This is a genomic window from Stomatobaculum longum, assembly GCA_000242235.1.
GTDB classification, from domain to species: Bacteria; Bacillota; Clostridia; order Lachnospirales; family Lachnospiraceae; genus Moryella; species Moryella longum.
Genome location: JH590861.1, coordinates 570,307 through 594,388, shown reverse-complemented (window position 1 = coordinate 594,388; position 24,082 = coordinate 570,307). Strand labels below are relative to the sequence as shown.

The window sequence follows — 24,082 nt, the reverse complement described above, 5'->3', positions numbered from 1 at the left end:
GCAATGGATTACAGAAATTCCGGAGTTGACATTGAGGCGGGCTATGCGTCCGTAGAACTGATGAAACAGTATGTAAAGCGCACGCTGCGCCCCGAGGTGATGGGGGGCATCGGCGGCTTTTCGGGAGCCTTCTCCCTTGCGGGCATCAAGAACATGGAGGATCCGGTGCTTCTGTCCGGAACCGACGGCGTCGGCACCAAATTAAAAATTGCGTTTTTGCTGGATCGCCACGATACGATCGGCATTGACTGTGTCGCGATGTGCGTGAACGATGTCGCCTGCGCGGGCGGCGAGCCGCTCTTTTTCCTCGACTACATTGCCTGCGGCAAGAATGTCCCGGAGAAGATTGCGACGATTGTCTCCGGTGTCGCGGAGGGCTGCGTTCAGGCGGGCTGCGCACTGGTCGGCGGTGAGACCGCGGAGCACCCGGGACTTATGCCCGAGGACGAATATGACCTCGCGGGCTTCTCGGTCGGCGCCTGCGACAGAAAGGATCTGATTACGGGCGAAGAACTGAAGCCGGGCGATGTCCTGATTGGCATTGCGTCGAGCGGTGTTCACTCGAACGGCTTCTCCCTGGTCCGCAACATCTTTGAGATGAGCAGGGAGAATTTGACGCGCTTCTATCCGGAACTCGGCGCAACCCTCGGCGAGGTGCTGCTCGCACCGACCCGCATCTACGTGAAGGCTTTAAAGAGCGCGAAGGAGGCTGGCGTCCGCATTCACGCCTGCAGCCATATCACGGGCGGCGGTTTCTACGAGAATGTGCCGCGCATGCTGAAAGACGGTGTCCGCGCGGAAATCCGGAAGGACTCCTATGAGGTTCCGGCCATTTTCCGTCTTATGGCAGAGAAGGGCGAAGTCAGCGAACACGTCATGTACAACACCTTTAATATGGGTGTCGGCATGGTGGTCGCGGTCGATCCGGCCGATGTCGAGAAGACCATCGAGGCCTTCCGGGCAGCGGGCGAAAAGAGCTTTGTGATCGGCGAATGCAAGGCGGGCGAAAAGGGCGTTGACTTATGCTGAGAGTCGGCGTGCTGGTGAGCGGCGGCGGGACCAATCTGCAGGCAATCCTCGATGCCGAGAAAAGCGGTGTGATTCGCCATGCGAAGGTGGTCTATGTGCTCTCGAACAATGCCGCCGCGTACGCACTGCAGCGCGCGGCGGCGGCGGGGATTGCGAACGAGTGCATTTCCCCGGCGGATTTTCCGGACCGGGAGGCCTTTCACCGTGCGCTGCTCGAGGCGGTGGAGCGCGAAAAGCTGGATCTCATCGTGCTCGCGGGCTATCTCGTGAAGATTCCGGATGAGATGATACGCCGCTACCGCGGCAGGATTTTAAACATTCACCCCTCGCTGATTCCGAGTTTTTGCGGCAAGGGCGCCTACGGCTTAAAGGTGCATGAACAGGCGCTGCGGCGCGGTGTCAAGGTGACCGGCGCGACCGTGCATCTCGTGGACGAGGGACTCGACGAGGGGCCGATACTCCTCCAGAAAGCGGTCGAGGTGAAGCCGGGCGACACGCCGGAGACCTTGCAGCGGCGCGTCATGGAAGAAGCGGAGTGGATTTTATTGCCGCGTGCCATTGAAGAGATGGCGCGCGAGGCAAGTGAGAGAGGGGACGGGGCATGAGAGTACTGGTAGTCGGCGGCGGCGGCAGAGAACATGCGATTTGCCGGAAACTGCGGGAGAGCGGACGGTTCTCAAAACTCTACTGCGCGCCGGGCAATGCCGGTATCGCAGAAGTCGCGGAATTGGTGCCGATCGGCGCGATGGAATTCGAAAAAATCCGGGACTTTGCCCTGCGGGAGAAGATTGATCTTGTTGTGATCGGCATGGACGATCCGCTGATCGGCGGACTCGCAGACTTTCTGGAAGAAGCGGGACTCAAGGTCTTCGGGCCGAAGAAAAATGCGGCGATTCTTGAGGGCTCCAAGGCTTTCGCGAAGGAACTCATGAAAAAGTATGAGATTCCGACGGCAGCTTACGAGAGCTTTACGGACTACGAGGCGGCAAAGCGCTATCTCGAGACCTGCAAGATTCCGGTGGTGCTCAAGGCGGACGGTCCGGCGCTCGGGAAGGGCGTTCTGATCTGCGAGACCCGCGAGGCGGCCGAGGAAGGCCTGAAGGAAATGATGCTCGAGCGGAAGTTCGGCGCCTCCGGCGACAAGGTGGTCATTGAGGAGTTCATGACGGGTCGCGAGGTCTCCGTGCTCTCCTTTGTGGACGGCAAGACCATACGCATCATGGCGAGCGCGCAGGACCACAAGAGAGCCAAGGACGGCGATCAGGGTCTCAATACGGGCGGCATGGGAAATTACTCGCCGAGCCCCTACTACACGGATGAAATCGCGCGGTTTTGTGAGGAGAAGATTTATCAGCGCACGGTCGATGCGATGGCGGCGGAGGGGAGACCCTTCCAAGGTGTCATCTTCTTCGGACTCATGCTGACGCCGGACGGCCCCCGCGTGCTCGAGTACAATGTGCGCTTCGGCGACCCGGAGGCACAGGTCGTGCTCCCACGCATGGAGAATGACCTCCTCGAAGTGATGCTCGCCTGCGTCGAGGGGAAACTTGACGAGGTACAGCTCAAGTTCTGCGATAAGGCCTGCGTCACGGTCGTACTTGCGAGCGAGGGCTATCCCGTGAAGTACGAGAAGGGGCTGCCGATTTCGGGACTTGAGAGCCTGAAGAGCGAGCCGGATGTCTACTGCTATCACGCGGGCACGCGCTTTGACGACGAAGGGCGCGTCGTCACGAACGGCGGTCGGGTGCTCGATGTCACGGCGCTCGGCAAGACCATACGCGAAGCGAGAGAGAGAGCCTACGCGGCGGCGGAGAAGATTTCGTTTGCCAACAAGTATATGCGGACGGACATTGCCCTTGCGGGTGTCGCGGCCGAAGAGGCACAGCAGGCGTGAATCACTGATAAGAAAAAGCCAAATCGCAACAAAACTGCGGTTTGGCTTTTTCTGCTTTTCAAAAAAGGAGGCGGCATGAATCAGGAACAGCGGAAATATTTGAGTTTGCTGGCAGAGAAATTCCCGACACGCCAGGCCGTATGCACGGAGATTATCAACCTCGCGGCGATTATGAATCTCCCGAAGGGCACCGAGCACTTCATGAGCGACATTCACGGCGAGTACGATGCCTTTTTGCATATCATGAACAACTGCTCGGGTGTGATTCGCGAAAAAATCGAGATGATTTTTGCGGATGTGCTGAACGACACCGAAAAGCGGGCGCTGCGCACGCTGATTTACTATCCGAAGGAGGCGCTGCAGCGTCTGCATAGCGAGGGCAGAATTTCGCCGAAGTGGTACCGCGAGACCCTCCGGCACATGATTGAAATTGCGCGCGTGCTCTCCTCGAAGTATACGCGCTCCAAGGTCAGAAAGGCGATGCCGAAAGAATTCGGCTATATCATCGATGAGCTGTTGCACGCCCTGCCGGACGAGGACGGCAACCAGCTTGCCTACCACGAGCGCATTCTGGACACGATCGTCGGCATTCAGAACGGCGACGAATTCATTATCGCGCTCTCGGCCCTCATTAAGCGGCTCGCGGTGGACCACCTGCACATTGTCGGCGATCTCTTTGACCGCGGTGCGGATGCCGATAAAATTATAGAGCTGCTCATGGACTACCACTCGCTCGACATCCAGTGGGGCAATCACGATGTGCTCTGGATGGGCGCTGCCGCGGGCAATGAGGCCTGCATCGCGAATGTCGTCCGGAACAATGTACGTTACAACAACATTCGCATCTTGGAGAGCGGCTACGGCATTTCTCTTCGCCGTCTGCAACTCTTTGCCGAAAAGACCTATGAGGGCACGCCGGCAAAAGCCATGGTCAAAGCCATCAATGTGATGATGTTCAAGGCAGAGGGCGAGCTGATTCTCCGGCACCCCGAGTTCGAGATGCAGGACAGACTTCTGCTCGACAAGGTGAACCCGGAAAAGGGGACAGTCACGATTGACGGCGTTGAATATGCGATGAACACGATGGAATTCCCGACCGTCGATTGGAGCGATCCCTACCGGATGACGCCGGAAGAGCGGGAAGTCATGGACGACTTAAAGCGCTCGTTCTGCCAGAGCCCGCAGCTTAGGCGCCACATCGAATTTCTCTATGCGGTCGGCAGCGTCTACCTCAAAATGAACGATAACCTCCTGTTCCACGGCTGCGTGCCGCTGACCGAGGACGGGCAGATGGAGGAGGTCAATTTCTTCGGGCAGTTCCTGCGGGGCAAGAGTTATTTCGAATTCTGCGAAAAAGCGGCGCGCCTCGCCTATAATACCGGCGAAGCGCGCTATGTGGACTTTATGTTTTATCTCTGGGGCGGCCCGAAGTCGCCGATGTGCGGCCGCGTCGTAAAGACCTTTGAACGCAGCTACCTCGACGACAAGGCGAGCTGGAAAGAGCCGCAGGACCCGTACTACCTGTTCCTCGATTCCGAGGCGACGAGCCGCATGATACTCCGGGAGTTCGGCTTAAAGTCCGACCTCTCGCACATCATCAACGGTCACACGCCGGTGCACGCCTCGGCGGGTGAAAATCCGATTAAGGCGGGCGGCAAACTGATTGTGATCGACGGCGGCTTTTCGCGCGCCTACCATAAAACCACGGGTATCGCGGGCTACACGCTGATTTATAACTCCCACGGCATGCGCATCAAGAGCCACATGCCCTTTGAGTCGGTGGAGCGCGTGATCAGCGAGAACCTGGACATTGAATCCCGCGCCAACCAGTTTGAGATTGAGCCCTACCGCGTGATGGTCGGGGACACCGACATCGGCAAGCGGCTCGCCGCGCAGATTGAAGATCTGAACGAGCTCCTCACCGCCTACCGGGACGGCTCCATACCAGAGCGCGTCGAGTGAGAGATCAGAGCTCCCCGCGCTTAAAGCGTTGAATCAGCTCGTTGCCGACACTGGCGGTCGTCGGATTGTCGGGGATTTCATCCCGCGGCACAAACGAGGCCTCGCAGAGTTCGTTCTCATCGAGGCGGATGCGGTCGGAACCGTCGAGCTCCGCGGTATAGGCGAGCATCAGCGAGTCGGAGAAGGACCAGGGCTGTACGGCATAGGGACGGATGTTCTTGACCTTGAGCCCGGTCTCTTCCATGATTTCGCGTTCCACCGCCTGTTCCGGGGTCTCACCGACCTCCACAAAGCCTGCAACCAACGCCTTCCGGCGATAGTCGGAGGCGTTTTTTGCGTAGCGGGTCAGGAGCAGGCGATCGCCGTCCCGCACCGCGACAATGATGGCAGGGCTTATTTTCGGGTACTCGATGAGGCCGCAGTGCTTGCAGCACATGGCGCGCTCCTCCTCGGAATGCGTCATCTTTTCGCCGCAGCGCCCGCAGAACTTCCGCTGGTCGTAAAAGCGATACAGCTGGGTGGAAGTGATGGCCGCAAAGGCAAGGTGCTGCGGCTTTAAGTCGCGGAGCTCCGTGGGACCGAGGAAGCGATAGCCCTCGCCGAGTTTTCCGGCGGGCAGGGCGCTCGCAGGCAGCAGAAAGAAAAAGTCATCGTCGATTGCAAAGAGATAGCGTGCCTTCTGACAGAGGGACGGAAACGGGAGACTCTCTGTCTCGAAATCGGCGAAGCGCGGCAGCGTAAAGCCGTCGTCCGTTGCCCGGAAGAGCACACCCTCCCGGGAGACCAAAACAAGGAAAGAACGCCGCGCGGGCGTTCTCTCTGTGTGATAGCTTACATCATAGTGATGCGGTGCAATATCCTGAATCATGCTTATTCCGATACTCCTGTCTGATACTGTTCCAACAAACCGGTCTTGACATTCCAGAGCTTCCGCGAGAGATCCACATAGGTCTGGTGCGGGTACTCAAAGCGCTTTGACTCCTCCCAGAGGGTCGCAAGCTCTTCCTTGCAGTGCTGCCGGATGTCCATGACCTTCGGGGACTCGTAGACACAGCTGCCCTTTTCAAAGACCGGAACCAGGAGCTCTTTCATGCGGTAGGAACCGCCGGGAAGCAGCGTCTTTTTCCAAGTCTCGATCGGGTCGAAGAGTAGCAGCGGCTCATCCGCAGAGAACTGTTCGTCCGCGAGCGCAATGAGGTCTGCGACTATCATGCCCTGCAGGTCGTAGATGCGGTACACTTTTTTGTCGCCGGGATTGGTGATTTTCTCGGCGTTTTCCGAAATTTTGATTTTCGGCAGGAAGCGCTGCTCCGCTTCGCTCCAGATGGCCGCGAGCTTGTAGACGCCGCCGAAGGCCGGGCAGTCCTTCGAGGTAATCAGGTTGGTGCCGACACCCCAGGAGTTGATGGTCGCGCCCTGCGCCTTCAGAGAGCCGATCAGGTTCTCATCGAGATCGTTGGAGGCCGAGATAATCGCATCGGTGAAGCCCTCGGCGTCGAGCGCTGCCTTGACCTTTTTCGAGAGGTAGGCTAAGTCGCCCGAATCCATGCGGATGCCGTAGCGCTTCGGGTGTATGCCCTTTTCGCGCAGTTCCTTAAAAACCTGAATCGCATGCGGCAGGCCGCTGTCCAGCGTGTCATAGGTGTCGATTAAGAGGATGCAGGCATCCGGATAGAGTTTCGCATAGGCGCGGAACGCAGAGAGCTCATCCGGGAAACTCATAATCCAAGAGTGCGCGTGTGTGCCGCTCACGGGGACATCGAAAATCTGTCCGCAAAGTACATTCGAGGTGCCGACACAGCCGGCAATCATCGCGGCGCGCGCGCCGTAGATACCGGCATCCGGGCCCTGCGCTCTGCGGCAGCCAAACTCCATCACACCGTCGCCCTGCGCCGCGCGCACAATGCGGGCTGCCTTGGTCGCAATGAGGCTCTGGTGGTTGATGATATTCAGGAGCGCAGTCTCAATGAGCTGTGCCTGCATAATCGGCGCGATGACTTTGACGAGCGGTTCGCGCGGGAAAATGACCGTGCCCTCGGGAATCGCGTAGATGTCGCCGGTGAAGCGGAAGTCCCGCAGGTAGTCGAGGAAGGCGGGTTTGAACATACCGAGCCCTTTGAGATATGCAATCTCATCCTCCGTAAAGTGCAGGTTTTTGATATAGTCAATTACCTGCTCGAGCCCGGCGCAAATCGCGTAGCCGTTGCCCTCGGGGTTCGCGCGGTAAAACATGTCGAAGATGACAGTCTGATTGACATCCTCATTTTCAAAATAGCCCTGCATCATCGTGAGCTCATACAGGTCTGTCAGTAAGGTGAGATTTCGCATTTTTTCCGTTCGCCGCGTTATGCCTGTTTCTTGCCCTGGTTCGCGACTGCCTCCATTTTTTTCTTAAGTGCTTCTTGGTCGCCGAGATAGTAGTGGCGAATCGGTTTGAAGGAATCGTCGAACTCATAGACGAGCGGCGTGCCGGTCGGAATGTTGACGCCGATGATATCCTCTTCGGAAATGTTGTCAAAGTACTTGACCAGTGCGCGGAGAGAGTTGCCGTGCGCCGCAATGATGACGCGCTTGCCGGCTTCCATCTCGGGGCGGATCACTTCGTTAAAGTAGGGGACGGCTCTCTCAATCGTGGTCTCCAAGCTCTCGCAGTCGGGGAGCAGCGCCGGATCCACATCGCGGTAAGCCGGGCTCTTCTTTGCACTTCTGTCGTCATTCGGATCCAGCACCGGCGGCTTGGTCGAGAACGAGCGGCGCCAGATCTTGACCTGCTCCTCGCCGTACTTCTCGGCAGTCTCCGCCTTGTTGAGACCCTGGAGGGCACCGTAGTGGCGCTCGTTTAACTTCCAGCTCTTCACGACTTCGAGCCAGTCGCGGTCCATCTCGTCCAGAATGTGGTTCAGCGTGTGGATTGCGCGCTTTAAGTAGGAAGTAAAGCAGATGTCAAAATCATAGCCCTCAGCCTTTAAGAGCTGACCGGCAGCCTTTGCCTCCTCGTGGCCCTTGTCCGAGAGGTCCACATCCATCCAGCCGGTGAACAGATTTTTCTTGTTCCACTCACTTTCGCCGTGTCGCACCAATACGAGTTTCATCATCGCAATCGCTCCTTTCGTAAGCCCTGACTCCGCGTCACAGTCGGCGTATTTACCAGGCTTTAGAGCATGATAACACAAAGCGGCGGGCTTTTCCATGCGCTATGGCGAATGGGGCAAAGCGCATTGAGTTTTTGTGCCGCTTTTGTTAGAATTAGACATTATGACGAAAACGGAGGTTGCTATGGGCAAAAAATTGCTGTTGATTAACACGGGAGGTACCTTTTCTTCGGTGCCGAGCGAAAAGGGACTTGCACCGGGCATCAACCTCGAGGAAATTATGAAAACCATAGGTCCGATCGGCGACGGACACACCTTTGAGCTAAAGGACTATGCTTCCCTCGACTCGGCGAACATTACGCCGGAGGACTGGGTTGCGATTGCGAATCTCGTTGCGGCGGCCAGAGAGGACTGTGACGGTGTCGTCATCATCCACGGCACGGACAGCATGTCCTACACCTCCTCGATGCTCTCGTTCATGCTCCAGAATATTGAGATGCCGGTCATTCTGACGGGAAGCCAGTTGCCGCTCCGCGCGCCCCTGACCGATGCAATCGATAACCTCCGCTGTGCGATTACGGCGGGCTTAAGCGGCATGCTCCGCGGCGTCTATACGGTCTTTCACCAGAAGCTCATTCTCGGCTGCCGCACCTCGAAGGTGAGAACCATCTCGTTTAATGCCTTTGAGTCGGTCAACTATCCGTTGATCGGCGAATTCAATGCGTTCGGCATGCAGGTCTTAAAGGAGCCGCTCCGCCGTGCGGCGTTTCAGCTTTCGCCGGAGTACTCGGAGAACATCGCGGTCTTAAAAATTTTCCCGGGTATGCACGCGGATATCTTCCGCTATCTCTACGACAAGGGCTGTGAGGGCGTGTTTGTCGAAGCCTTCGGTCTCGGCGGCGTGCCCTTCCTCCACAATAATATCCTGGAGGAGATTGACCGCGCGAGCAGCAAGGGCATGAGCATTTTGGTCGGCAGCCAATGCCGCTACGAGGGCAGCAATCTCGATGTCTACGAGACCGGTCTTCGCGTGCAGGAGAGCGGCGGCATCCCGGTCTTTGATATGACCCAGGAGGCGACGGTCACGAAGCTCATGTGGGCGCTCGGCAGAAGCAAGGAGAGAGAAGATGTGCGGAAGTCCTTCTTCACGAACTATGTGGATGAGGTCACGTTGCCGCGCCTCCGCTGAGGGGAAAGCGTGTTTCTTCCTTGACAGAGAAAATCAGGCTGATTATACTGGAAAAAACCTATAGCCAAAGGCGTTGACAAAGAGAGTAGACACGGAAAAAAGCGACAGAGAGTCGGGGACGGTGGAAGCCCGGCGCCAAGTACCCGTGTTGAAAATCACTTTCGAGCCGCTCTCCGGAGCCGCGGTGCAAGCTGCGGGGTAGGGAGAGACGTAGGCCCCACGTCACGGGGAAAAGCGAAATACAGGTGGTACAGCGAAAGCAGAGAGCGTTCGTCCTGAGAGGGGCGGGCGCTTTTTCTTTTGAGACAGGAGGATGGAGAAGTGTACAGAAAAGTCCCAACAGACATGAACTTTGTGGCGCGCGAGGGCGAAGTCGAGAAGTTCTGGGCAGAGAATCAGATTTTTGAGAAGTCCGTCGAGCAGCGCGAGGGCTGCGAGACCTATATGTTCTACGACGGGCCGCCGACCGCAAACGGCAAGCCGCACATCGGCCACGTCGAGACCCGTGTCATCAAGGACATGATTCCGCGCTACCACGCGATGAAGAGACAGTATGTCCCGCGAAAGGCGGGCTGGGACACCCATGGTCTGCCGGTCGAGCTCGAGGTCGAGAAGGAAATCGGCATCGAGGGCAAGGATGAAATCGAGGCGTACGGCGTCGAGCCCTTCATCAAAAAGTGCCGCGAGTCCGTGTGGCGTTATAAGGAAATCTGGGAGCGCTTTTCCGGCAAGGTCGGCTTCTGGGCGGACATGGAGCACCCCTATATCACCTGCGACGATAACTACATCGAGTCGGAGTGGTGGGCCTTAAAGGAAATCTGGAACAAAGACCTGCTCTACAAGGGCTTTAAGGTTGTGCCCTACTGCCCGCACTGCGGGACCCCGCTCTCCTCGCACGAGGTCGCGCAGGGCTATAAGGCAATCAAAGACAGAACCGCGATTGTCCGCTTCCGGGTAAAGGGCGAAGAGGCTTACTTCCTCGCCTGGACCACGACGCCCTGGACCTTGCCCTCGAACATCGCGCTCTGCGTGAATCCGCACGAGAGCTATGCGAAGGTCAAGGCAGCGGACGGCAACACCTACTATCTCGCGGAGGCACTTCTTGAGAAGGTGCTCGGCGAGGGCTATGAAATCTTAGAGCGCTACACCGGCAAGGAGCTCGAACACAAGCCCTATGAGCCGCTCTACAGCTGTGCGGCGGAAGCGGCGGCGCGTCAGCATAAAGAGGCTTTCTTTGTCTACGCGGACGAGTATGTCACGATGACCGACGGTACCGGCATTGTCCACATCGCCCCGGCCTTCGGTGAGGACGATGCGCGCGTGGGCCGCCGCTATGACGCGCCCTTTGTTCAGATGGTGGACGACAAGGGAAAGATGAAGGCAGAGACCGGCAAATTTGCCGGCATGCGCTGCAAGCCGACCGAGAAGGAGATCGAAGAGGGCGCTGTCTCGGCAGATCCGGAAGTGCTGAAGGACCTCGAGGAGAGAGGCCTGCTCTTTGCATCCCCGAAGGTCGAGCACGACTACCCGCACTGCTGGCGCTGCGGCACGCCGCTCATCTACTATGCGCGCGAGTCCTGGTTCATCAAGATGACCGCGGTGCGCGACGACCTCGTGCGAAACAATCAGAAAATCAACTGGGTGCCGCAGTCCATCGGCGAGGGACGTTTCGGCAACTGGATTGAGAATATTCAGGACTGGGCGGTCTCGAGAAACCGCTACTGGGGCACGCCGCTCAATATCTGGGAGTGCCCGGACTGTGGCGAGAAGCTTGCGGTCGGTTCCCGCGAAGAGCTGGCAACGCTCTCCGGCGACGAGAGCGCAAAGACCGTCGAGTTGCATCGCCCCTATGTGGACCGCTTTACGATTCCCTGCCCGAAGTGCAGCGGTAAGATGAAGCGCGTTCCGGAGGTGGTCGATGTCTGGTTTGACTCGGGCGCCTGCCCCTACGCGGAGCTTCACTATCCCTTTGAGAACAAGGAACTCCTAGAGCAGCAGCTTCCGGCTTCCTTCATCTCCGAGGCGGTCGATCAGACCCGCGGCTGGTTCTACTCCCTCCACGCGGAGTCGACGCTGCTCTTTAACAAGCCCGCTTTCACAAATGTCATCGTGATGGGCCTCGTGCTCGATGAGAACGGCAATAAGATGTCCAAGTCGAAGGGCAATGCGGTCGATCCGATGGAGGCACTCGATACCTTCGGCGCCGATGCGATTCGCTGGTACTTCTACACGGCGGCCGCGCCGTGGCTCCCGAAGAAGTTCTCGGAGGATGCGGTTCGCGAGGGACAGAGAAAGTTCCTCGGCACACTCTGGAACACCTACGCGTTCTATGTGCTCTATGCCGACATTGACCGCTTCGATCCGACGCAGTACAAGCTCGATTACGAGAAGCTCTCGGTCATGGACAAGTGGCTGCTCTCGAAGATGAATAGCATGGTGCGGGATGCGGACAAAAATCTCGCGGCATATAAGATTCCGGAGACCGCTGCGGTGCTCCAGGAGTTTGTCGACGACATGTCGAACTGGTATGTGCGCCGCTGCCGCAACCGCTTCTGGGCAAAGGGCATGGAGCAGGATAAGATCAATGCATTCATGACGCTCTACACGGCGCTGGTCACGGTCGCGAAGGCGGCAGCGCCGATGATTCCGTTTATGAGTGAGCAGATTTACCAGAATTTGGTTCGCACGGTCGATACATCCGCGACGGAGTCCGTGCATCTCTGCGACTACCCAGTTGCGGACGAGGCGCACATCAACGCGGAACTCGAGAAGAGCATGGACGAGGTGCTGAAAGTGGTCGTGCTCGGCCGCTCGGCGCGCGAGACTTCCGGCAGAAAGAACCGCCAGCCGCTCTCGATGCTCTATGTGAAGGCGCCGGAGGAACTCGGCAGCTTCTATCAGGACATCATCCGCGATGAGCTGAATGTGAAGGCGCTCGAGTTCACGGACGACGCGGAGCGCTTTGTGAATTACCTCTTCAAGCCGCAGTTAAAGACTGTGGGACCGAAGTACGGCAAGCACCTGAATGCGATTAAGGAGCATTTAAAGGCGCTCGACGGTCAGAAGGCGATGGCGGAACTCAATGCAAACGACAGCCTCGGCTTTACCCTGCCGGACGGCACGGAAGTATCGCTTTGCAGAGAAGATCTCTTAATCGAGAGCGCGCAGTCGGAGCGCTATGTCTCTGCGCAGGACAACGGCATCACCGTGGTGCTCGACATTGCGCTTACCGAGGCACTCATCGAAGAGGGCTTTGTGCGTGAGCTGATCTCGAAGGTGCAGACCATGCGAAAAGATGCCGGATTTGAGGTCACGGATCACATTGTGCTGAACATTCGCGGCAACGAAAAGATTGCCGCACTCGCCGAGAAGTACGAAGAATTGTTGAAGAATACGGTTCTTTCCGATGAGATTCATAGTGAATCGGACGAAAATCGTGAAGATTTCACGAAAGAGTGGAATTTGAACGGTGAACTCGTTACACTCTCGGTGAGATGTGTCAAAGCGCAGTGAGAAATGGAGGAGATTGAGTTGGCAGGAGTTATCAAGAAGTTGGATAAGGAGACGCTGAAGCAGGAGATTATCAACAACCTGAAGACGCTCTACCGGAAAGATGTCAGTGAGGCGACGTTGCAGATGGTCTATCAGGCAGTCGCCTATGCGGTCAAGGAAGATGTGATCGACAACTGGATTGCGACGCAGAAGGCATATGACAAAGCGGGCGCAAAGAAGGTCTATTATCTCTCAATGGAGTTCCTGGTCGGCAGAGCGCTCGGCAACACGATGCTCGCACTTAAGGAAGAAGATGTAATCCGCGAAGCAGTTGAAGAACTCGGCTTTGACTTAACGGAGATTGAGGATGAGGAGAGAGACCCGGCGCTCGGCAACGGTGGCCTCGGTCGTCTCGCAGCCTGCTTCCTCGACTCGCTCTCGACCCTCAACTACCCGGCTTACGGCTGCGGCATCCGCTATCACTACGGCATGTTCCGCCAGAAGATTGAGAACGGCTATCAGAAGGAAATTCCGGATGACTGGTTAAAGAACGGCTATCCGTTTGAGATTAAGCGCGACGAGTATGCCTGCGAGGTCAAGTTCGGCGGTTATGTTGCGACTCGTATGGAGAACGGCAACCCGCATTTCTACCAGAAGAACTACCAGTCGGTTCGCGCGGTGCCCTACGATCTCCCGATTGTCGGCTACGGCAACCATATCGTGAACACGCTCCGCATCTGGGACGCGGAGGCGATTACGAGCTTCCGCCTCGACTCCTTTGACCGTGGCGATTATCAGAGAGCCGTGGAAGAGCAGAACCTCGCGAGAACCATCTCCGAGGTCCTCTACCCGAACGACAACCACTATTCGGGCAAGGAGCTCCGCTTAAAGCAGCAGTACTTCTTCATCTCGGCGTCTCTTCAGACCGCAATCAAGAAGTTCCTGCAGAGCCACGACAACATCCGCGAGCTCCCGAACTATGTCGTGTTCCAGATGAACGACACTCACCCCACGGTCGCGGTGCCGGAGCTCATGCGCATCCTGATGGACGAGCAGGGACTCGGCTGGGAAGAGGCGTGGGCAATCACGAGCAAGGCCTGCGCATACACGAACCACACAATCATGACCGAGGCGCTCGAGAAGTGGCCCATTGAGCTCTTCTCCCGCCTGCTGCCGCGTATCTACCAGATTGTCGAGGAGATCAACCGCCGCTTCCTGCTTGAAATCGAGCACAAGTTCCCGGGCGATCAGGCGAGAAAAGACCGCATGGCAATTATCCACGACGGCCAGGTGCGCATGGCGTTCATGGCCTGCGCGGCATCCTTCTCGATCAACGGTGTCGCGAAGATTCACACCGAAATTCTCGAGAAGCAGACGCTCCGCGACTTCTACGAGCTCTCGCCCGAGAAGTTCAACAACAAGACCAACGGCATCACGCAGCGCCGTTTCCTGCTCCACGCGAACCCGCTGCTCGCCGACTGGATCACGGAGCGCATCGGCGACAAGTGGATCACGGACCTCTCCGAGGTGAAGAAGCTCGGCGTCTATGTGGACGATAAGAAGAGCCGCCAGGAGTACATGAACATCAAGTACAAGAACAAGGTGCGCCTCGCGAATTACATTCTCGAGCACAACGGCATTGTCGTGGATCCGCGCTCCATCTTCGATGTTCAGGTTAAGCGCCTGCACGAGTACAAGCGCCAGCTCATGAACATTCTCCATGTCATGTACCTCTACAACAAGATTAAGGACAACCCGGATATGCCGTTCTATCCGCACACCTTCATTTTCGGCGCAAAGGCGGCTGCGGGTTATCACCGCGCGAAGCTCACGATTAAGTTAATCAATGCCGTGGCGGATGTGATCAACAACGACGCATCGATCAACGGCAAGATCAAGGTTGTCTTCATTGAGGACTATTGTGTCTCGAGCGCAGAGATTATCTTTGCGGCGGCAGATGTCTCCGAGCAGATTTCGACCGCAAGTAAGGAGGCATCCGGCACTTCGAACATGAAGTTCATGCTGAACGGCGCGCCGACCCTCGGCACGATGGACGGTGCAAACATCGAGATTGTAAAGGAAGTCGGCGAGGAGAACGCCTTCATCTTCGGCATGTCCGCGGAGGAGGTCATTCAGCTCGAGCAGAACGGCGGCTACAACCCGATGCATATCTTCAACGCGGATCAGGAGATTCGCAGAGTGCTCATGCAGCTGATCAACGGCTTCTACTCGCCTGACGATCCGGAGCGCTTCCGCGATATCTACAATTCTCTGCTCACCGGCTCGAACGGCGATCGTCCGGATGTCTATTTTATTCTGAAGGATTTCCGCGCCTATGCGGAGGCGCATGAGCGTGTGGACAAGGCGTACGCGGACGAGGAGAATTGGGCAAAGATGTGCATGCGGAACACCGCGGCGGCAGGCCCGTTCAGCTCCGATCGCACGATTGAGGAGTATGTGAGAGATATCTGGCATCTGAAAAAGGTCGAGGTAAAGCTCTGAGCCTTTTACAGGAAAGACACACAAGAAAACAGCGTTCCGGTTTATTCCGGGACGCTGTTTTCTTGTGTGCTGTTTTTTGTCCTATCACTCTGCTTTATGCGCCGAGTAAATCGAGGAGTTGCGTGAGATCCTTTTTGCCGAACTGCGGCGGCTCGTCGTTTACGAGGAAGCAGGGCACGCTCATCACTTCGTACCGCTCGCGGAGTGCCGGGAAGCGGTTCAGGTCGAAGACCTCCGTCGTGATATGCGGGTTTAGCGTCGCAAGGCGCTGGGCGCTCGTCACGAGCTCCGGGCACATGGTGCAGGAGAGACTCACGAGAATCCGAATCCGGATGTCCCTGTCGATTGCGGCAATGCGGGACAAGGCTTCTTCGGCGACCGGCTGCCCCTTGCTCCCGGCATTGTAGAGTCCGAGCACGAACGAAGTGAATTCGTGGCCGCCCGGCACGCCGTGGAAGCAGAGCCCCGCGTAACTGCCGTTCTCGCGGAAAATGCGGACATAGGGCAGAGCAGTATCCGTATCGCGAGAGGCGAGCGGATCGGGTGCGCTCTCTTCGGAGAGCGTGAGTTTATCGCTGAGAGCGGTGAGCGCCTCCAAATAGTGCCGTAGTTCGGAGGAGACTGCACCCTCGTCCGTGTAGAGTTTCAGCGTGAGCTCCTCGGTGAGCCGTGAAAAGACTGTGTTCAGCTGCTGCATCATTGCGCTGTCAAAGGGAGTATCGCCGCTCTGTACCGCCACGGTCGCCGGTGCGCTGTCCTGAGCTGTGTGGACAGCCGCGCGGCGGGTCTGAATATCCGCTTTGACGCCTGTCTCTTTCTGGCGTTTTGCAATGTATTTTTCGAGCTCGGTCGCCGCAACCGCGCCGTCGCCGGTCGCGGTCACAACCTGGCGCAGGTTCTTTTCACAGACATCGCCCGCGGCGTAGAGGCCGTCCAGACTGGTTTTCTGATTCCGGTCGGTCGGCACATATCCCTGCGCGTCAATCTCCGCGAGTCCCTTGAGAAGCGAAGAGGAGGGCGCATAGCCCGCAAAGACAAAGACGCCGAAGCTGCCGCCGTCCGCGGGGCTGAATTCAGTCACCTCGCCGGTCTTTGTGTTTCGGTAGCGAATGCAGCGCAGCATGCCATCGCCCGAGACCTCCTCGACTTCGGTGTCGTATTTTATCGTAATTTTTTCGTGCTGTTTCGCGGGTTCCGCGACCTTCGCGGCACAGGTAAAATCGGGCTCGCGAATCAAGATGGTCACATGGGAAGCGTACTTTGTGAGGAACACCGCTTCCTCTGCCGCGGCAAAGCCGCCGCCGACCACAAAGACCTCGCGGCCGGTGAAAAACTCGCCGTCGCAGGTCGCGCAGTAGGCAATGCCGTGGCCCTTATATTCCGCCTCGCCCGGGAAACCGATCATGCGCGGATGCGCGCCGGTCGCGAGAATCACACCGTGGGCGCGGAAATCACCCTTCGGTGTCCTGACGACAAAGAAGCCGTCTTCTTGTTTCAGTCCCGTCGCTTCGGCGAGCAGAAATTCCGCGCCGAAGTTTTCCGCCTGGCGGCGCATCTCGGCAGTCAGCGCCTCGCCGCTCATCGGCGCGGCACCCGGGTAGTTCACAACCTCAGCGGTAATCGTAATCTGGCCGCCGAACTTTTCCTGTTCCAGAATGAGGACGCGGTAGCAGGCTCTCGCAAGATAGAGACCGGCGGTCAGCCCCGCAGGGCCGCCGCCGATGACTACCGCGTCATAGAAAGAAGTTCTCTCTTCTGACGTCATGAATATTCCTTTCTCTTTGAATTACAGGGCACCGACGAGATCCAGGCTCGGCTTCAGGGTCTCCGCGCCGGGGGTCCACTTTGCCGGGCAAACCTCATCGCCGTGCTCGCGGACAAACTGGCAAGCCTGCACTTTGCGGAGCAGCTCCTCCGCGTTGCGGCCCACATTGCCCGCGTTGACTTCGTAAGCGACAATCTTAAGATCCGGATCCACAATGAAGGTGCCGCGCTCCGCAAGGCCTGCCTCCGGAATCAGGACCTCAAAGTCGCGCGCGAGTGCCTGGGTCGGGTCCGCGAGCATGGGATAGGTAATCTTCGAGATCTTCTCGGAGTGGTCGTGCCAAGCCTTGTGGACAAAATGGGTGTCGCAGGAGACCGAGTAGATCTCACAGCCTGCCTTCTGGAAGGCAGCGTAGTTGTTCTCGAGGTCCTCGAGCTCGGTCGGGCACACAAAGGTGAAGTCCGCCGGGTAGAAGAAGAAGACGCTCCACTTGCCGCGGAGATCCTCGCGGTTCACGGTCTTAAAGCTGTTGTTCTGGAACGCCTGTGCGCTGAAATCGCTGATTTCCTTGCCGATAAGGGACATGTGGTTTCCTCCTTGTATGAACTGTGAACGTGAATTAGAACTAACTTATAAAGGGTAGATGACTTAAAATCATCTTAGCTATAGTCTACCATGTCTTACTCAAATGTCAATAATAATTCCTATTTTTGTCTGAATGTATACTTTCCGAGAAATCCTTGTCCCGCCGCAACATTTGTGGTATTATATCGAAAAATGTGTCCGCATTCAGACGAATTGCGGCACAGGCTGGAGGAACGGGATGATCATTTTAAACAGAATTTTATCCATTGTTTTTGTCATTGTCTGCGTGTTTCTCTCCGGTGTCGTTCTGATGCAGGAGGGAAAAGATCAGGGACTTGGTGCAATCGGTGGCATTGCGGATTCTTACTGGGGTAAGATTCGCGGGCGCTCGGTGGAGGGAACACTTGAAAAGCTCACGGCAGTTGCGGCGGTGCTGTTCCTCGCCCTTGCATTTGCACTGAACTTGATAAAGTAAAAGAGAGGAAGCTCCCGCAGAACGCGCGGGGGCTTTTTTTCACGGTCTTTTTGGCGACAGATTCAAAGAAAGAGGAGAAATCGGGAGCGTATGACGCACGAAGAGTTATTGAAGAAGAGAGAAAAGGTGCTGCTCAAGTTGATGGAAGACCCGATGTATCAGCCCATGCGCCTCCGGGAAATCGCATTGTTTCTGGATGTGCCGAAGTCCAAGCGGCGGGATCTCGAGGAGACGCTCAGTGCCCTCGTGCGGGAGGGCAGAATCCGCATCTCGAAGAGCGGCAAGTATGGGAAACCGGAAAAGGAGGAGAAGGAGGGCATCTTCGCGGCAAATGCGAAGGGCTTCGGCTTTGTCCGCATTCCCGGCGAGGAACACGATGTCTTTATCCCCCGCGACAAGACGAGGGGCGCGCTGCAGGGCGACACCGTCCGCATTCTGATTCCGCGCGGGCAGCAGCTCGAGCGCCGCGAGGGGCGCGTCGTGGAGATCGTGGCGCGCGGTGTGAGCCGTCTGGTCGGCTATTACCGGCGCGAAAACAACGGCGGCGTCGTGATTCCGGACAACGCGCGCTTTGCGGCGGATGTCGTTGTCCCGAAGAAGGAGTCACTCGGCGCGGAGACGGGCCAGAAGGTCGTGGTCGAAATCACGCGCTATCCGAAGGAGAAGGGCGAGGCGCTCGAGGGGCGCATCACCGAATTGCTGGGCCGGGCGACGGCGCCGGGGGTCGATCTGACCTCGATTGTGCGCAGCTTTGACATTCCGGACAGCTTTTCCGAGGAATGTCTGATTGAGGCAGCGCATGTCGCAAAGCGCGGCAAGACGGAGGAGACAGAGCTCAGCGGGCGCCGGGATCTCCGCGCGCTCTGTACGGTCACAATTGACGGCGAAGACTCGAAGGATCTGGACGATGCGATTTCGCTCGACCGCCTCGAGAACGGCAACCTTTTGCTCGGCGTACACATTGCGGATGTCAGCGAATATGTGAGAGAGGGCGGGGCACTGGACCGCACGGCTTTAAACCGCGGCACCAGCGTGTATCTTCCGGACCGCGTGATTCCGATGCTGCCGGTCGCACTCTCGAACGGCATCTGTTCGCTGAACGAGGGCGAGGATCGCTTCGCGCTCTCCTGTCTCATGGAGTTCACGCCGACCGGCGAACAGGTGAGGCACGATATCTGCGAGTCGGTGATACGCTCCGACCGCCGTCTCACCTATACGACGGTCAATCAGATTGTCACGAACCACGAGCCGGAGCTCTGCGAGCACTATGCGGAGCTCGTGCCGATGCTCGAGGAGATGGATGACCTCGCGCGCGCACTCCGGGAGCGCCGCAGCGAGAGAGGCTATATCGACTTTGATTTCCCGGAGAGCAAGGTGATTTTGAACCCCGCCGGCAAGCCACTCGAAATCCGCGCCTATGAGCGGAACGAGGCGACCCGCCTCATTGAGGACTTCATGCTCGCGGCCAATGAGACGGTTGCAAAGACCTACTGTTTAAAGCACATTCCGTTCGTATACCGCATTCACGAGGCCCCGACGACCGAGAAGCTGCAGGTCTTAAAGACCTTTGTCGCGAACTTCGGCCTGAACCTGCCGCTCAAAAACGGAGAGGTCACGCCGCGCGAAATTCAAAAGCTCCTGCTCCGCGTCGAGGGCACCGAGACCGAAGACCTGGTGAGCCGCATGGCGCTCCGCACCATGACGCAGGCCAGCTATTCGGTGGACTGCGTCGGGCACTTCGGTCTGGCTTCCCGTTACTATACGCACTTTACCTCGCCGATTCGCCGCTATCCGGACCTCCAGATACACCGCATCATCAAGGAGCATCTGCGAAACGGCATGAACGCAAAGCGCACGGAGCACTACCGCGCTGTTTTGCCCGGTGTCGCCGAGCAGGCGAGCAAGACCGAGCGGAGAGCGCAGGAGTGCGAGCGGGATGCCGTGAAGTTCAAGAAGTGCGAGTACATGGAGCAGCACATCAACGAAGTATTCGACGGCATCATCAGCGGCGTGACGCGCTACGGCATCTATGTGGAACTCAAAAACACCGTGGACGGCATGATACGGGTCTCGGAACTGCGGGACGACCGCTATCAGTTTAACGAGGAGAAGGCCGAGCTGGTCGGTGAGTTCACGAAGAAGCGCTATCGCCTCGGCGAGCCGCTCCGCGTCCGCGTGACCGGTGCCGACAGGCTGCTCCGCACCGTCGATTTTATCCCCGAACCGGCGCTTCCGGCGGACGAGGAGGATTAAAGGAGGAGAAGAGGAGAGGCATGGGAAAAGAGAGCAAAAAACTCATCGCAAACAATAAAAAAGCCCGCTTCGACTATTTTATTCTTGAGACTTTTGAGACCGGAATCGAGCTTTTCGGCACGGAGGTCAAGGCGCTTCGTATGGGGCACTGCTCCGTGAAGGAAAGCTGGGTTGATATCCGGAACGGAGAAATTTTTATTTACGGGATGCACATCAACCCCTATGAGAAGGGAAATATTTTCAACAAAGACCCGCTCCGCGTGCGGAAGCTGCTCATGCATAAGAGTGAAATCCGCCGCCTGATCGGCACCATCAAGGAGAAAGGACTCACGCTCGTGCCGCTCGAAGTGTACCTGAAGGGCAGACTCGTCAAAGTGGAGATCGGCCTCGCACAGGGCAAAAAGAAGTATGACAAGCGCGCGACCATCGCGAAAAATGACGCGAGACGGGATTTGGAGCGGAATTTCAAGGGAAGCGTGCGATATTAAAACGATAGTCAGTGATAACCTGATATTTTCAGACAATTGTTTTCGCCACCGGCGCGGAAAACGCTAAAAAAAAGATAAACTTCTTTAAGAATCGCAAAAAGCGCTTGTTTTTCAAAAATAAAACGCTATACTTGTTTTCATTGCAAGCGGAGTTTTCCGCGGGCATACAAAGGAGGATAAAATCATGAAGAAGAATGTAGTTCGCGCACTTGTGTTAGGAACTGTTGCAGCAGCAGCTCTTGCATTCACCGCTTGCGGCGGTAGCAAGAAGGAAGAGACCACTGCAGCAAAGCAGGAGTCTTCTGTCGAGACCAAGGCCGGCGAAACCACCAAGGCTGGGGAGTCCAAGATGGACGAGACCACCAAGGCTGGCGAGACCAAGGCTGATGCTTCCAAGAAGGATGACAAGGCAGCTGATGCCAAGGAGTCCACGATGGTCGGCACGCTTGACGAGGTGAAGGACTTTGCATTCACGCTTGTCGATGAGAAGGGCACGGCTTATCAGTTCACCTTCGAGCAGGGCAAGGCACCGGAAGGCCTTTCCGATGTCAAGGCAGGCGACAAGGTCACCGTTACCTACACGGGCACGATTTCCGAGACCAATCCCTTCGAGGGCATGGTTGTCTCCGTCAAGAAGGCTTGAGAATCATAGAAATCGCGAACAGCTCCGGGCAACCGGGGCTGTTTTTTTGTCCGGAAACTTCTTTTGGCAGAAAAGTTTGACGCGCTGTGGTACACTGTAACTGGCAGCAGAATCACCAAAGTTCAACTGTCACAAGGAGTAAAACACATGAATATTTTCAATATCATCGGGCCCGTGATGATAGGGCCTTCGAGCTCGCATACGGCCGGCGCGTGCCGCATCGGGCGCGTTGTCAATAAACTCGCCGGCGATGCCCGCATTGTCCGCGTGTGCATTCAGCTCTCGGGATCCTTCGCGCGCACCTATCAGGGACACGGCACGGACCGCGCGATTCTCGCGGGGATACTCGGCTACTACAGCTGGTCGGAGGAGCTCCGCGACTCGATGCGCATTGCCGCAGAGCGCGGTCTCTCTTATGAATTTGTGCCGGAGGATATTCCGGGCACGCATCCGAACACGGCGCGCGTCTACTACGAGTGCGACAACGGCAAGCAGGGAATGGTCGAGGGTGCAAGCATAGGCGGCGGCAACATTCAGATCACGAATATCGACGGCATGGAGGTAAATTTCACCGGCGATAACAACACCCTCTTAATTCTGCACCTCGATCGCCCGGGCGTGATTGCGGCGGTCACCCATCTCATGTACGAGAAGTACGGCGACCTGAATATCGGCAACTTCCGTCTGAGCCGGAAGGAAAAGGGCGGTGAGGCACTCATGATGCTGGAACTCGACCAGATGCCGCCGGAGAGCGTGATTGAGGATCTCAATAACATCAAAAATGTGGAGCGCGCCATTCTGATTCGCGCGCTTGGCTGACGGAGGGCAGAATGATTCAGTACAATTCCATTCGGGAAATCGTGGAGGTGGCCGAGAAGGCAGGCCTTAAAATCAGCGAGCTCTGTCTGAAAGACCAGGCGCAGCAGCTCGGCATCACGGAAGAAGAGCTGTATCGGGAGATGGAGAAGGACTTTGATGTGATGATCGAGGCGGCGGACTGGGGACAGCAGCCCGGCAGAATTTCGCGCTCGGGCTTAACCGGCGAAGAGGGCTACCGCATGAAGCAGTACGCCGAGCATAAGGGCGGCTTAACGGGCAGCCTCATGACCAAGGCCATGGCGCGCGCGCTTGCGGTGAGCAACTGTAACGCGGCCATGGGACGCATTGTCGCGACGCCGACTGCGGGCAGTTGCGGCATTTTGCCGGGCTGTCTCGTGCCGATGTACGAGGACAGGAATTTTTCGAAGCGCGATGTCGTGATGTCCATCTTCACAGCGGGGGCCTTCGGCATGGTCATTGCGACCAACGCCTGCATTGCGGGCGCGCAGGGCGGATGTCAGGCGGAGTGCGGTTCCGCGGCCGGTATGGCGGCGGCTGCGCTGGTCGAGCTTATGGGTGGCACGCCCGCGCAGTGCGCGGATGCACTCGGCATGGTCATTGTGAATGAACTGGGCCTGGTCTGCGACCCGGTCGCGGGACTGGTCGAGATACCCTGCATCAAGCGGAACGCGGCCGGTGTGATTCTCGCCTACGCCTGCGCCGATATGGCACTCGCCGACATCGGCCTAAAGATTCCGGCGGATGAGTGCATCACGGCGATGAAAGAGGTCGGTGACCGCATGTCGTCCGATCTGAAGGAGACCGCGGGAGGCGGTCTTGCGACAACGCCGACCGGAAAAAGACTGAGGGAACAGGTCTTCGGAAAAGAGTAAGCCGGAGAACGCGACCATAGAACACACGGACAACAGGAGGAAAATATGAAAAGATTTGTGACATGGACCCTTGCGCTGAGCCTTGCGCTTCCGCTCGTTGCCTGCGGCGGCGGCAAAAAAGCGGAGACCAAGAGCGAGACCGTAGCGGCAAGCGAGACGAGCGGCGAGGCAGAGAAGCCCTTTACCATCCAGCCCTTTCAGGCCGTCGACAAGCAGGATTACGGCATCCGTGTCGACGGGTATATGACGGACGAGATCGACAATGGGTTCATTTCCTTCACGCTGCAGAACAAAAGCGAGACGGTATCGTATCGCTTCCTCTTGGATTCCTTCACCGGAGACGGCATCCGCCTCTACGGCCCGATTAACAAGGTCGTGGAGCCGGGGCAGGAGGTTCCGGTGCAGCTCCCGATCCGGACAAACCCGAACTATAAACTTCAGGATTTCGGCGACCTCGAGTTCCGTTTCTTGGTTCAGGATTCGAAGCTCTCGGTCTATACGCCGGAAAAGGATGAGGTGTTCCACATCTACCCGAACGGAGAAAACAGCAAGGTTCACTATACCTGGAAGGAAAAGGAGGGCGATAAGCTCCTCGATGAGAACGCGTACTTCAAGGCGACAAACACCGGTGTCACGAAGGACAAGTACGGCAATTACGTCCTGAACCTCTATCTCGAGAACCGCTCCGATAAGCTGATTACCCTGTATATTCAGGGCGGCGCAGTCAACGGCATCCCGATTGAAATGAATAACTACCATGTTGTGGGGGCGGGACAAGTTGCGTTCATCCCGATTTTCTGGGATCATTCCTATGTCGAGGACACGAAGGTCGAGGAGATTCAAAATCTGAGCTTCAACCTCTTTGTGGACGAGGGAAATACCTTCGTGATGTCGGAGCATCCTGCGCTCGAAAAAACCTATACCGTGGAACCGTAAACCGTAAGGCAGTCCCGAGGGGCTGCCTTTTTGTATCGGGCGACAAGCAAAGGCTTTGTCACAGG

Annotated in this window: 19 protein-coding genes; 14 read left to right on the top strand and 5 right to left on the bottom strand. The window is 57.2% G+C overall.

The features are described 5' to 3' along the window. Positions 1-3 precede the first annotated feature (3 nt). The 4 genes from purM (at position 4) to HMPREF9623_RS02675 (ending at position 4,885) form a co-directional block, all read left to right on the top strand. Complete coding sequence (purM, locus tag HMPREF9623_RS02690; RefSeq protein ID WP_009532362.1) at positions 4-1,029, top strand: phosphoribosylformylglycinamidine cyclo-ligase; 1,026 nt, start codon at positions 4-6, stop codon at positions 1,027-1,029. Further along, positions 1,023-1,634 carry a phosphoribosylglycinamide formyltransferase gene (gene purN / locus HMPREF9623_RS02685; protein ID WP_009532361.1) on the top strand — a complete coding sequence of 204 codons (612 nt, stop codon included), beginning with the start codon at positions 1,023-1,025 and terminating at the stop codon, positions 1,632-1,634. The genes purM and purN overlap by 7 nt, the downstream gene beginning before the upstream one ends. Continuing rightward, positions 1,631-2,923 carry a phosphoribosylamine--glycine ligase gene (purD, locus tag HMPREF9623_RS02680; protein WP_009532360.1) on the top strand — a complete coding sequence of 431 codons (1,293 nt, stop codon included), beginning with the start codon at positions 1,631-1,633 and terminating at the stop codon, positions 2,921-2,923. The genes purN and purD overlap by 4 nt, the downstream gene beginning before the upstream one ends. Before the next feature lie 75 nt (positions 2,924-2,998). Beyond that, positions 2,999-4,885 carry a fructose-bisphosphatase class III gene (locus tag HMPREF9623_RS02675; protein WP_009532359.1) on the top strand — a complete coding sequence of 629 codons (1,887 nt, stop codon included), beginning with the start codon at positions 2,999-3,001 and terminating at the stop codon, positions 4,883-4,885. A gap of 4 nt (positions 4,886-4,889) precedes the next feature. On the opposite strand, the gene nudC is transcribed toward HMPREF9623_RS02675, so the two are convergent. From nudC to gpmA, 3 genes are read right to left on the bottom strand one after another with little or no spacing between them, the layout of a single operon-like run. Next, positions 4,890-5,753: an NAD(+) diphosphatase gene (nudC, locus tag HMPREF9623_RS02670; protein ID WP_009532358.1), complete on the bottom strand. Its 864-nt coding sequence runs from the start codon at positions 5,751-5,753 to the stop codon at positions 4,890-4,892. A gap of 2 nt (positions 5,754-5,755) precedes the next feature. After that, positions 5,756-7,213 carry a nicotinate phosphoribosyltransferase gene (locus HMPREF9623_RS02665; protein ID WP_009532357.1) on the bottom strand — a complete coding sequence of 486 codons (1,458 nt, stop codon included), beginning with the start codon at positions 7,211-7,213 and terminating at the stop codon, positions 5,756-5,758. A 17-nt stretch (positions 7,214-7,230) separates the two neighbouring features. Next, positions 7,231-7,980: a 2,3-diphosphoglycerate-dependent phosphoglycerate mutase gene (gpmA, locus tag HMPREF9623_RS02660; RefSeq protein ID WP_009532356.1), complete on the bottom strand. Its 750-nt coding sequence runs from the start codon at positions 7,978-7,980 to the stop codon at positions 7,231-7,233. Positions 7,981-8,161: 181 nt separating this feature from the next. Here gpmA and HMPREF9623_RS02655 point away from each other — a divergent pair, with 181 nt between their 5' ends. The 3 genes from HMPREF9623_RS02655 (at position 8,162) to HMPREF9623_RS02645 (ending at position 15,160) form a co-directional block, all read left to right on the top strand. Then, complete coding sequence (locus HMPREF9623_RS02655) at positions 8,162-9,166, top strand: asparaginase (RefSeq protein ID WP_009532355.1); 1,005 nt, start codon at positions 8,162-8,164, stop codon at positions 9,164-9,166. Between the two features lie 321 nt (positions 9,167-9,487). After that, entirely contained in the window at positions 9,488-12,679 is a 3,192-nt protein-coding gene (ileS, locus tag HMPREF9623_RS02650) for an isoleucine--tRNA ligase (protein WP_009532354.1), read from the top strand. An 18-nt stretch (positions 12,680-12,697) separates the two neighbouring features. Next, positions 12,698-15,160 (top strand): glycogen/starch/alpha-glucan phosphorylase, encoded by a 2,463-nt coding sequence (locus tag HMPREF9623_RS02645; RefSeq protein WP_009532353.1) that lies wholly within the window; start codon positions 12,698-12,700, stop codon positions 15,158-15,160. 94 nt (positions 15,161-15,254) lie between these two features. On the opposite strand, the gene HMPREF9623_RS02640 is transcribed toward HMPREF9623_RS02645, so the two are convergent. Together HMPREF9623_RS02640 and ahpC are read right to left on the bottom strand one after the other, a co-directional pair. Continuing rightward, complete coding sequence (locus tag HMPREF9623_RS02640) at positions 15,255-16,925, bottom strand: FAD-dependent oxidoreductase (RefSeq protein ID WP_009532352.1); 1,671 nt, start codon at positions 16,923-16,925, stop codon at positions 15,255-15,257. Between the two features lie 21 nt (positions 16,926-16,946). Next, positions 16,947-17,510, bottom strand: coding sequence for an alkyl hydroperoxide reductase subunit C (gene ahpC / locus HMPREF9623_RS02635; protein WP_009532351.1), 564 nt, complete (start codon positions 17,508-17,510; stop codon positions 16,947-16,949). A gap of 238 nt (positions 17,511-17,748) precedes the next feature. Between ahpC and secG the strand changes: the two genes are divergently transcribed. The 7 genes from secG to HMPREF9623_RS02600 all read left to right on the top strand — a co-directional run bounded on the left by secG (position 17,749) and on the right by HMPREF9623_RS02600 (position 24,017). Further along, positions 17,749-17,985, top strand: coding sequence for a preprotein translocase subunit SecG (gene secG, locus HMPREF9623_RS02630; RefSeq protein WP_009532350.1), 237 nt, complete (start codon positions 17,749-17,751; stop codon positions 17,983-17,985). Positions 17,986-18,075: 90 nt separating this feature from the next. Beyond that, positions 18,076-20,238, top strand: a complete 2,163-nt coding sequence (gene rnr, locus HMPREF9623_RS02625) for a ribonuclease R (protein WP_009532349.1) — start codon at positions 18,076-18,078, stop codon at positions 20,236-20,238. 20 nt (positions 20,239-20,258) lie between these two features. Next, a complete protein-coding gene (smpB, locus tag HMPREF9623_RS02620; protein ID WP_009532348.1) occupies positions 20,259-20,726 on the top strand; it encodes an SsrA-binding protein SmpB in 468 nt (155 codons plus the stop codon). A gap of 184 nt (positions 20,727-20,910) precedes the next feature. After that, positions 20,911-21,369, top strand: a complete 459-nt coding sequence (locus HMPREF9623_RS02615; protein WP_009532347.1) for a hypothetical protein — start codon at positions 20,911-20,913, stop codon at positions 21,367-21,369. A 147-nt stretch (positions 21,370-21,516) separates the two neighbouring features. Further along, on the top strand, positions 21,517-22,188 hold the full coding sequence (gene sdaAB / locus HMPREF9623_RS02610) for an L-serine ammonia-lyase, iron-sulfur-dependent subunit beta (protein WP_009532346.1): 672 nt from the start codon (positions 21,517-21,519) through the stop codon (positions 22,186-22,188). Between the two features lie 11 nt (positions 22,189-22,199). After that, positions 22,200-23,081, top strand: coding sequence for an L-serine ammonia-lyase, iron-sulfur-dependent, subunit alpha (gene sdaAA / locus HMPREF9623_RS02605; protein WP_009532345.1), 882 nt, complete (start codon positions 22,200-22,202; stop codon positions 23,079-23,081). A gap of 45 nt (positions 23,082-23,126) precedes the next feature. Beyond that, complete coding sequence (locus HMPREF9623_RS02600; RefSeq protein ID WP_009532344.1) at positions 23,127-24,017, top strand: hypothetical protein; 891 nt, start codon at positions 23,127-23,129, stop codon at positions 24,015-24,017. Positions 24,018-24,082: the final 65 nt, after the last annotated feature.

Excerpts from the sequence above, each read along its gene's own strand:
- purM (WP_009532362.1), top strand. The coding sequence starts at position 4 with ATGGATTACAGAAATTCCGGAGTTGACATTGAGGCGGGCTATGCGTCC.
- purN (WP_009532361.1), top strand. The coding sequence starts at position 1,023 with ATGCTGAGAGTCGGCGTGCTGGTGAGCGGCGGCGGGACCAATCTGCAG.
- purD (WP_009532360.1), top strand. The coding sequence starts at position 1,631 with ATGAGAGTACTGGTAGTCGGCGGCGGCGGCAGAGAACATGCGATTTGC.
- HMPREF9623_RS02675 (WP_009532359.1), top strand. The coding sequence starts at position 2,999 with ATGAATCAGGAACAGCGGAAATATTTGAGTTTGCTGGCAGAGAAATTC.
- nudC (WP_009532358.1), bottom strand. The coding sequence starts at position 5,753 with ATGATTCAGGATATTGCACCGCATCACTATGATGTAAGCTATCACACA.
- HMPREF9623_RS02665 (WP_009532357.1), bottom strand. The coding sequence starts at position 7,213 with ATGCGAAATCTCACCTTACTGACAGACCTGTATGAGCTCACGATGATG.
- gpmA (WP_009532356.1), bottom strand. The coding sequence starts at position 7,980 with ATGATGAAACTCGTATTGGTGCGACACGGCGAAAGTGAGTGGAACAAG.
- HMPREF9623_RS02655 (WP_009532355.1), top strand. The coding sequence starts at position 8,162 with ATGGGCAAAAAATTGCTGTTGATTAACACGGGAGGTACCTTTTCTTCG.
- HMPREF9623_RS02640 (WP_009532352.1), bottom strand. The coding sequence starts at position 16,925 with ATGACGTCAGAAGAGAGAACTTCTTTCTATGACGCGGTAGTCATCGGC.
- ahpC (WP_009532351.1), bottom strand. The coding sequence starts at position 17,510 with ATGTCCCTTATCGGCAAGGAAATCAGCGATTTCAGCGCACAGGCGTTC.
- secG (WP_009532350.1), top strand. The coding sequence starts at position 17,749 with ATGATCATTTTAAACAGAATTTTATCCATTGTTTTTGTCATTGTCTGC.
- rnr (WP_009532349.1), top strand. The coding sequence starts at position 18,076 with ATGACGCACGAAGAGTTATTGAAGAAGAGAGAAAAGGTGCTGCTCAAG.
- smpB (WP_009532348.1), top strand. The coding sequence starts at position 20,259 with ATGGGAAAAGAGAGCAAAAAACTCATCGCAAACAATAAAAAAGCCCGC.
- HMPREF9623_RS02615 (WP_009532347.1), top strand. The coding sequence starts at position 20,911 with ATGAAGAAGAATGTAGTTCGCGCACTTGTGTTAGGAACTGTTGCAGCA.
- sdaAB (WP_009532346.1), top strand. The coding sequence starts at position 21,517 with ATGAATATTTTCAATATCATCGGGCCCGTGATGATAGGGCCTTCGAGC.
- sdaAA (WP_009532345.1), top strand. The coding sequence starts at position 22,200 with ATGATTCAGTACAATTCCATTCGGGAAATCGTGGAGGTGGCCGAGAAG.
- HMPREF9623_RS02600 (WP_009532344.1), top strand. The coding sequence starts at position 23,127 with ATGAAAAGATTTGTGACATGGACCCTTGCGCTGAGCCTTGCGCTTCCG.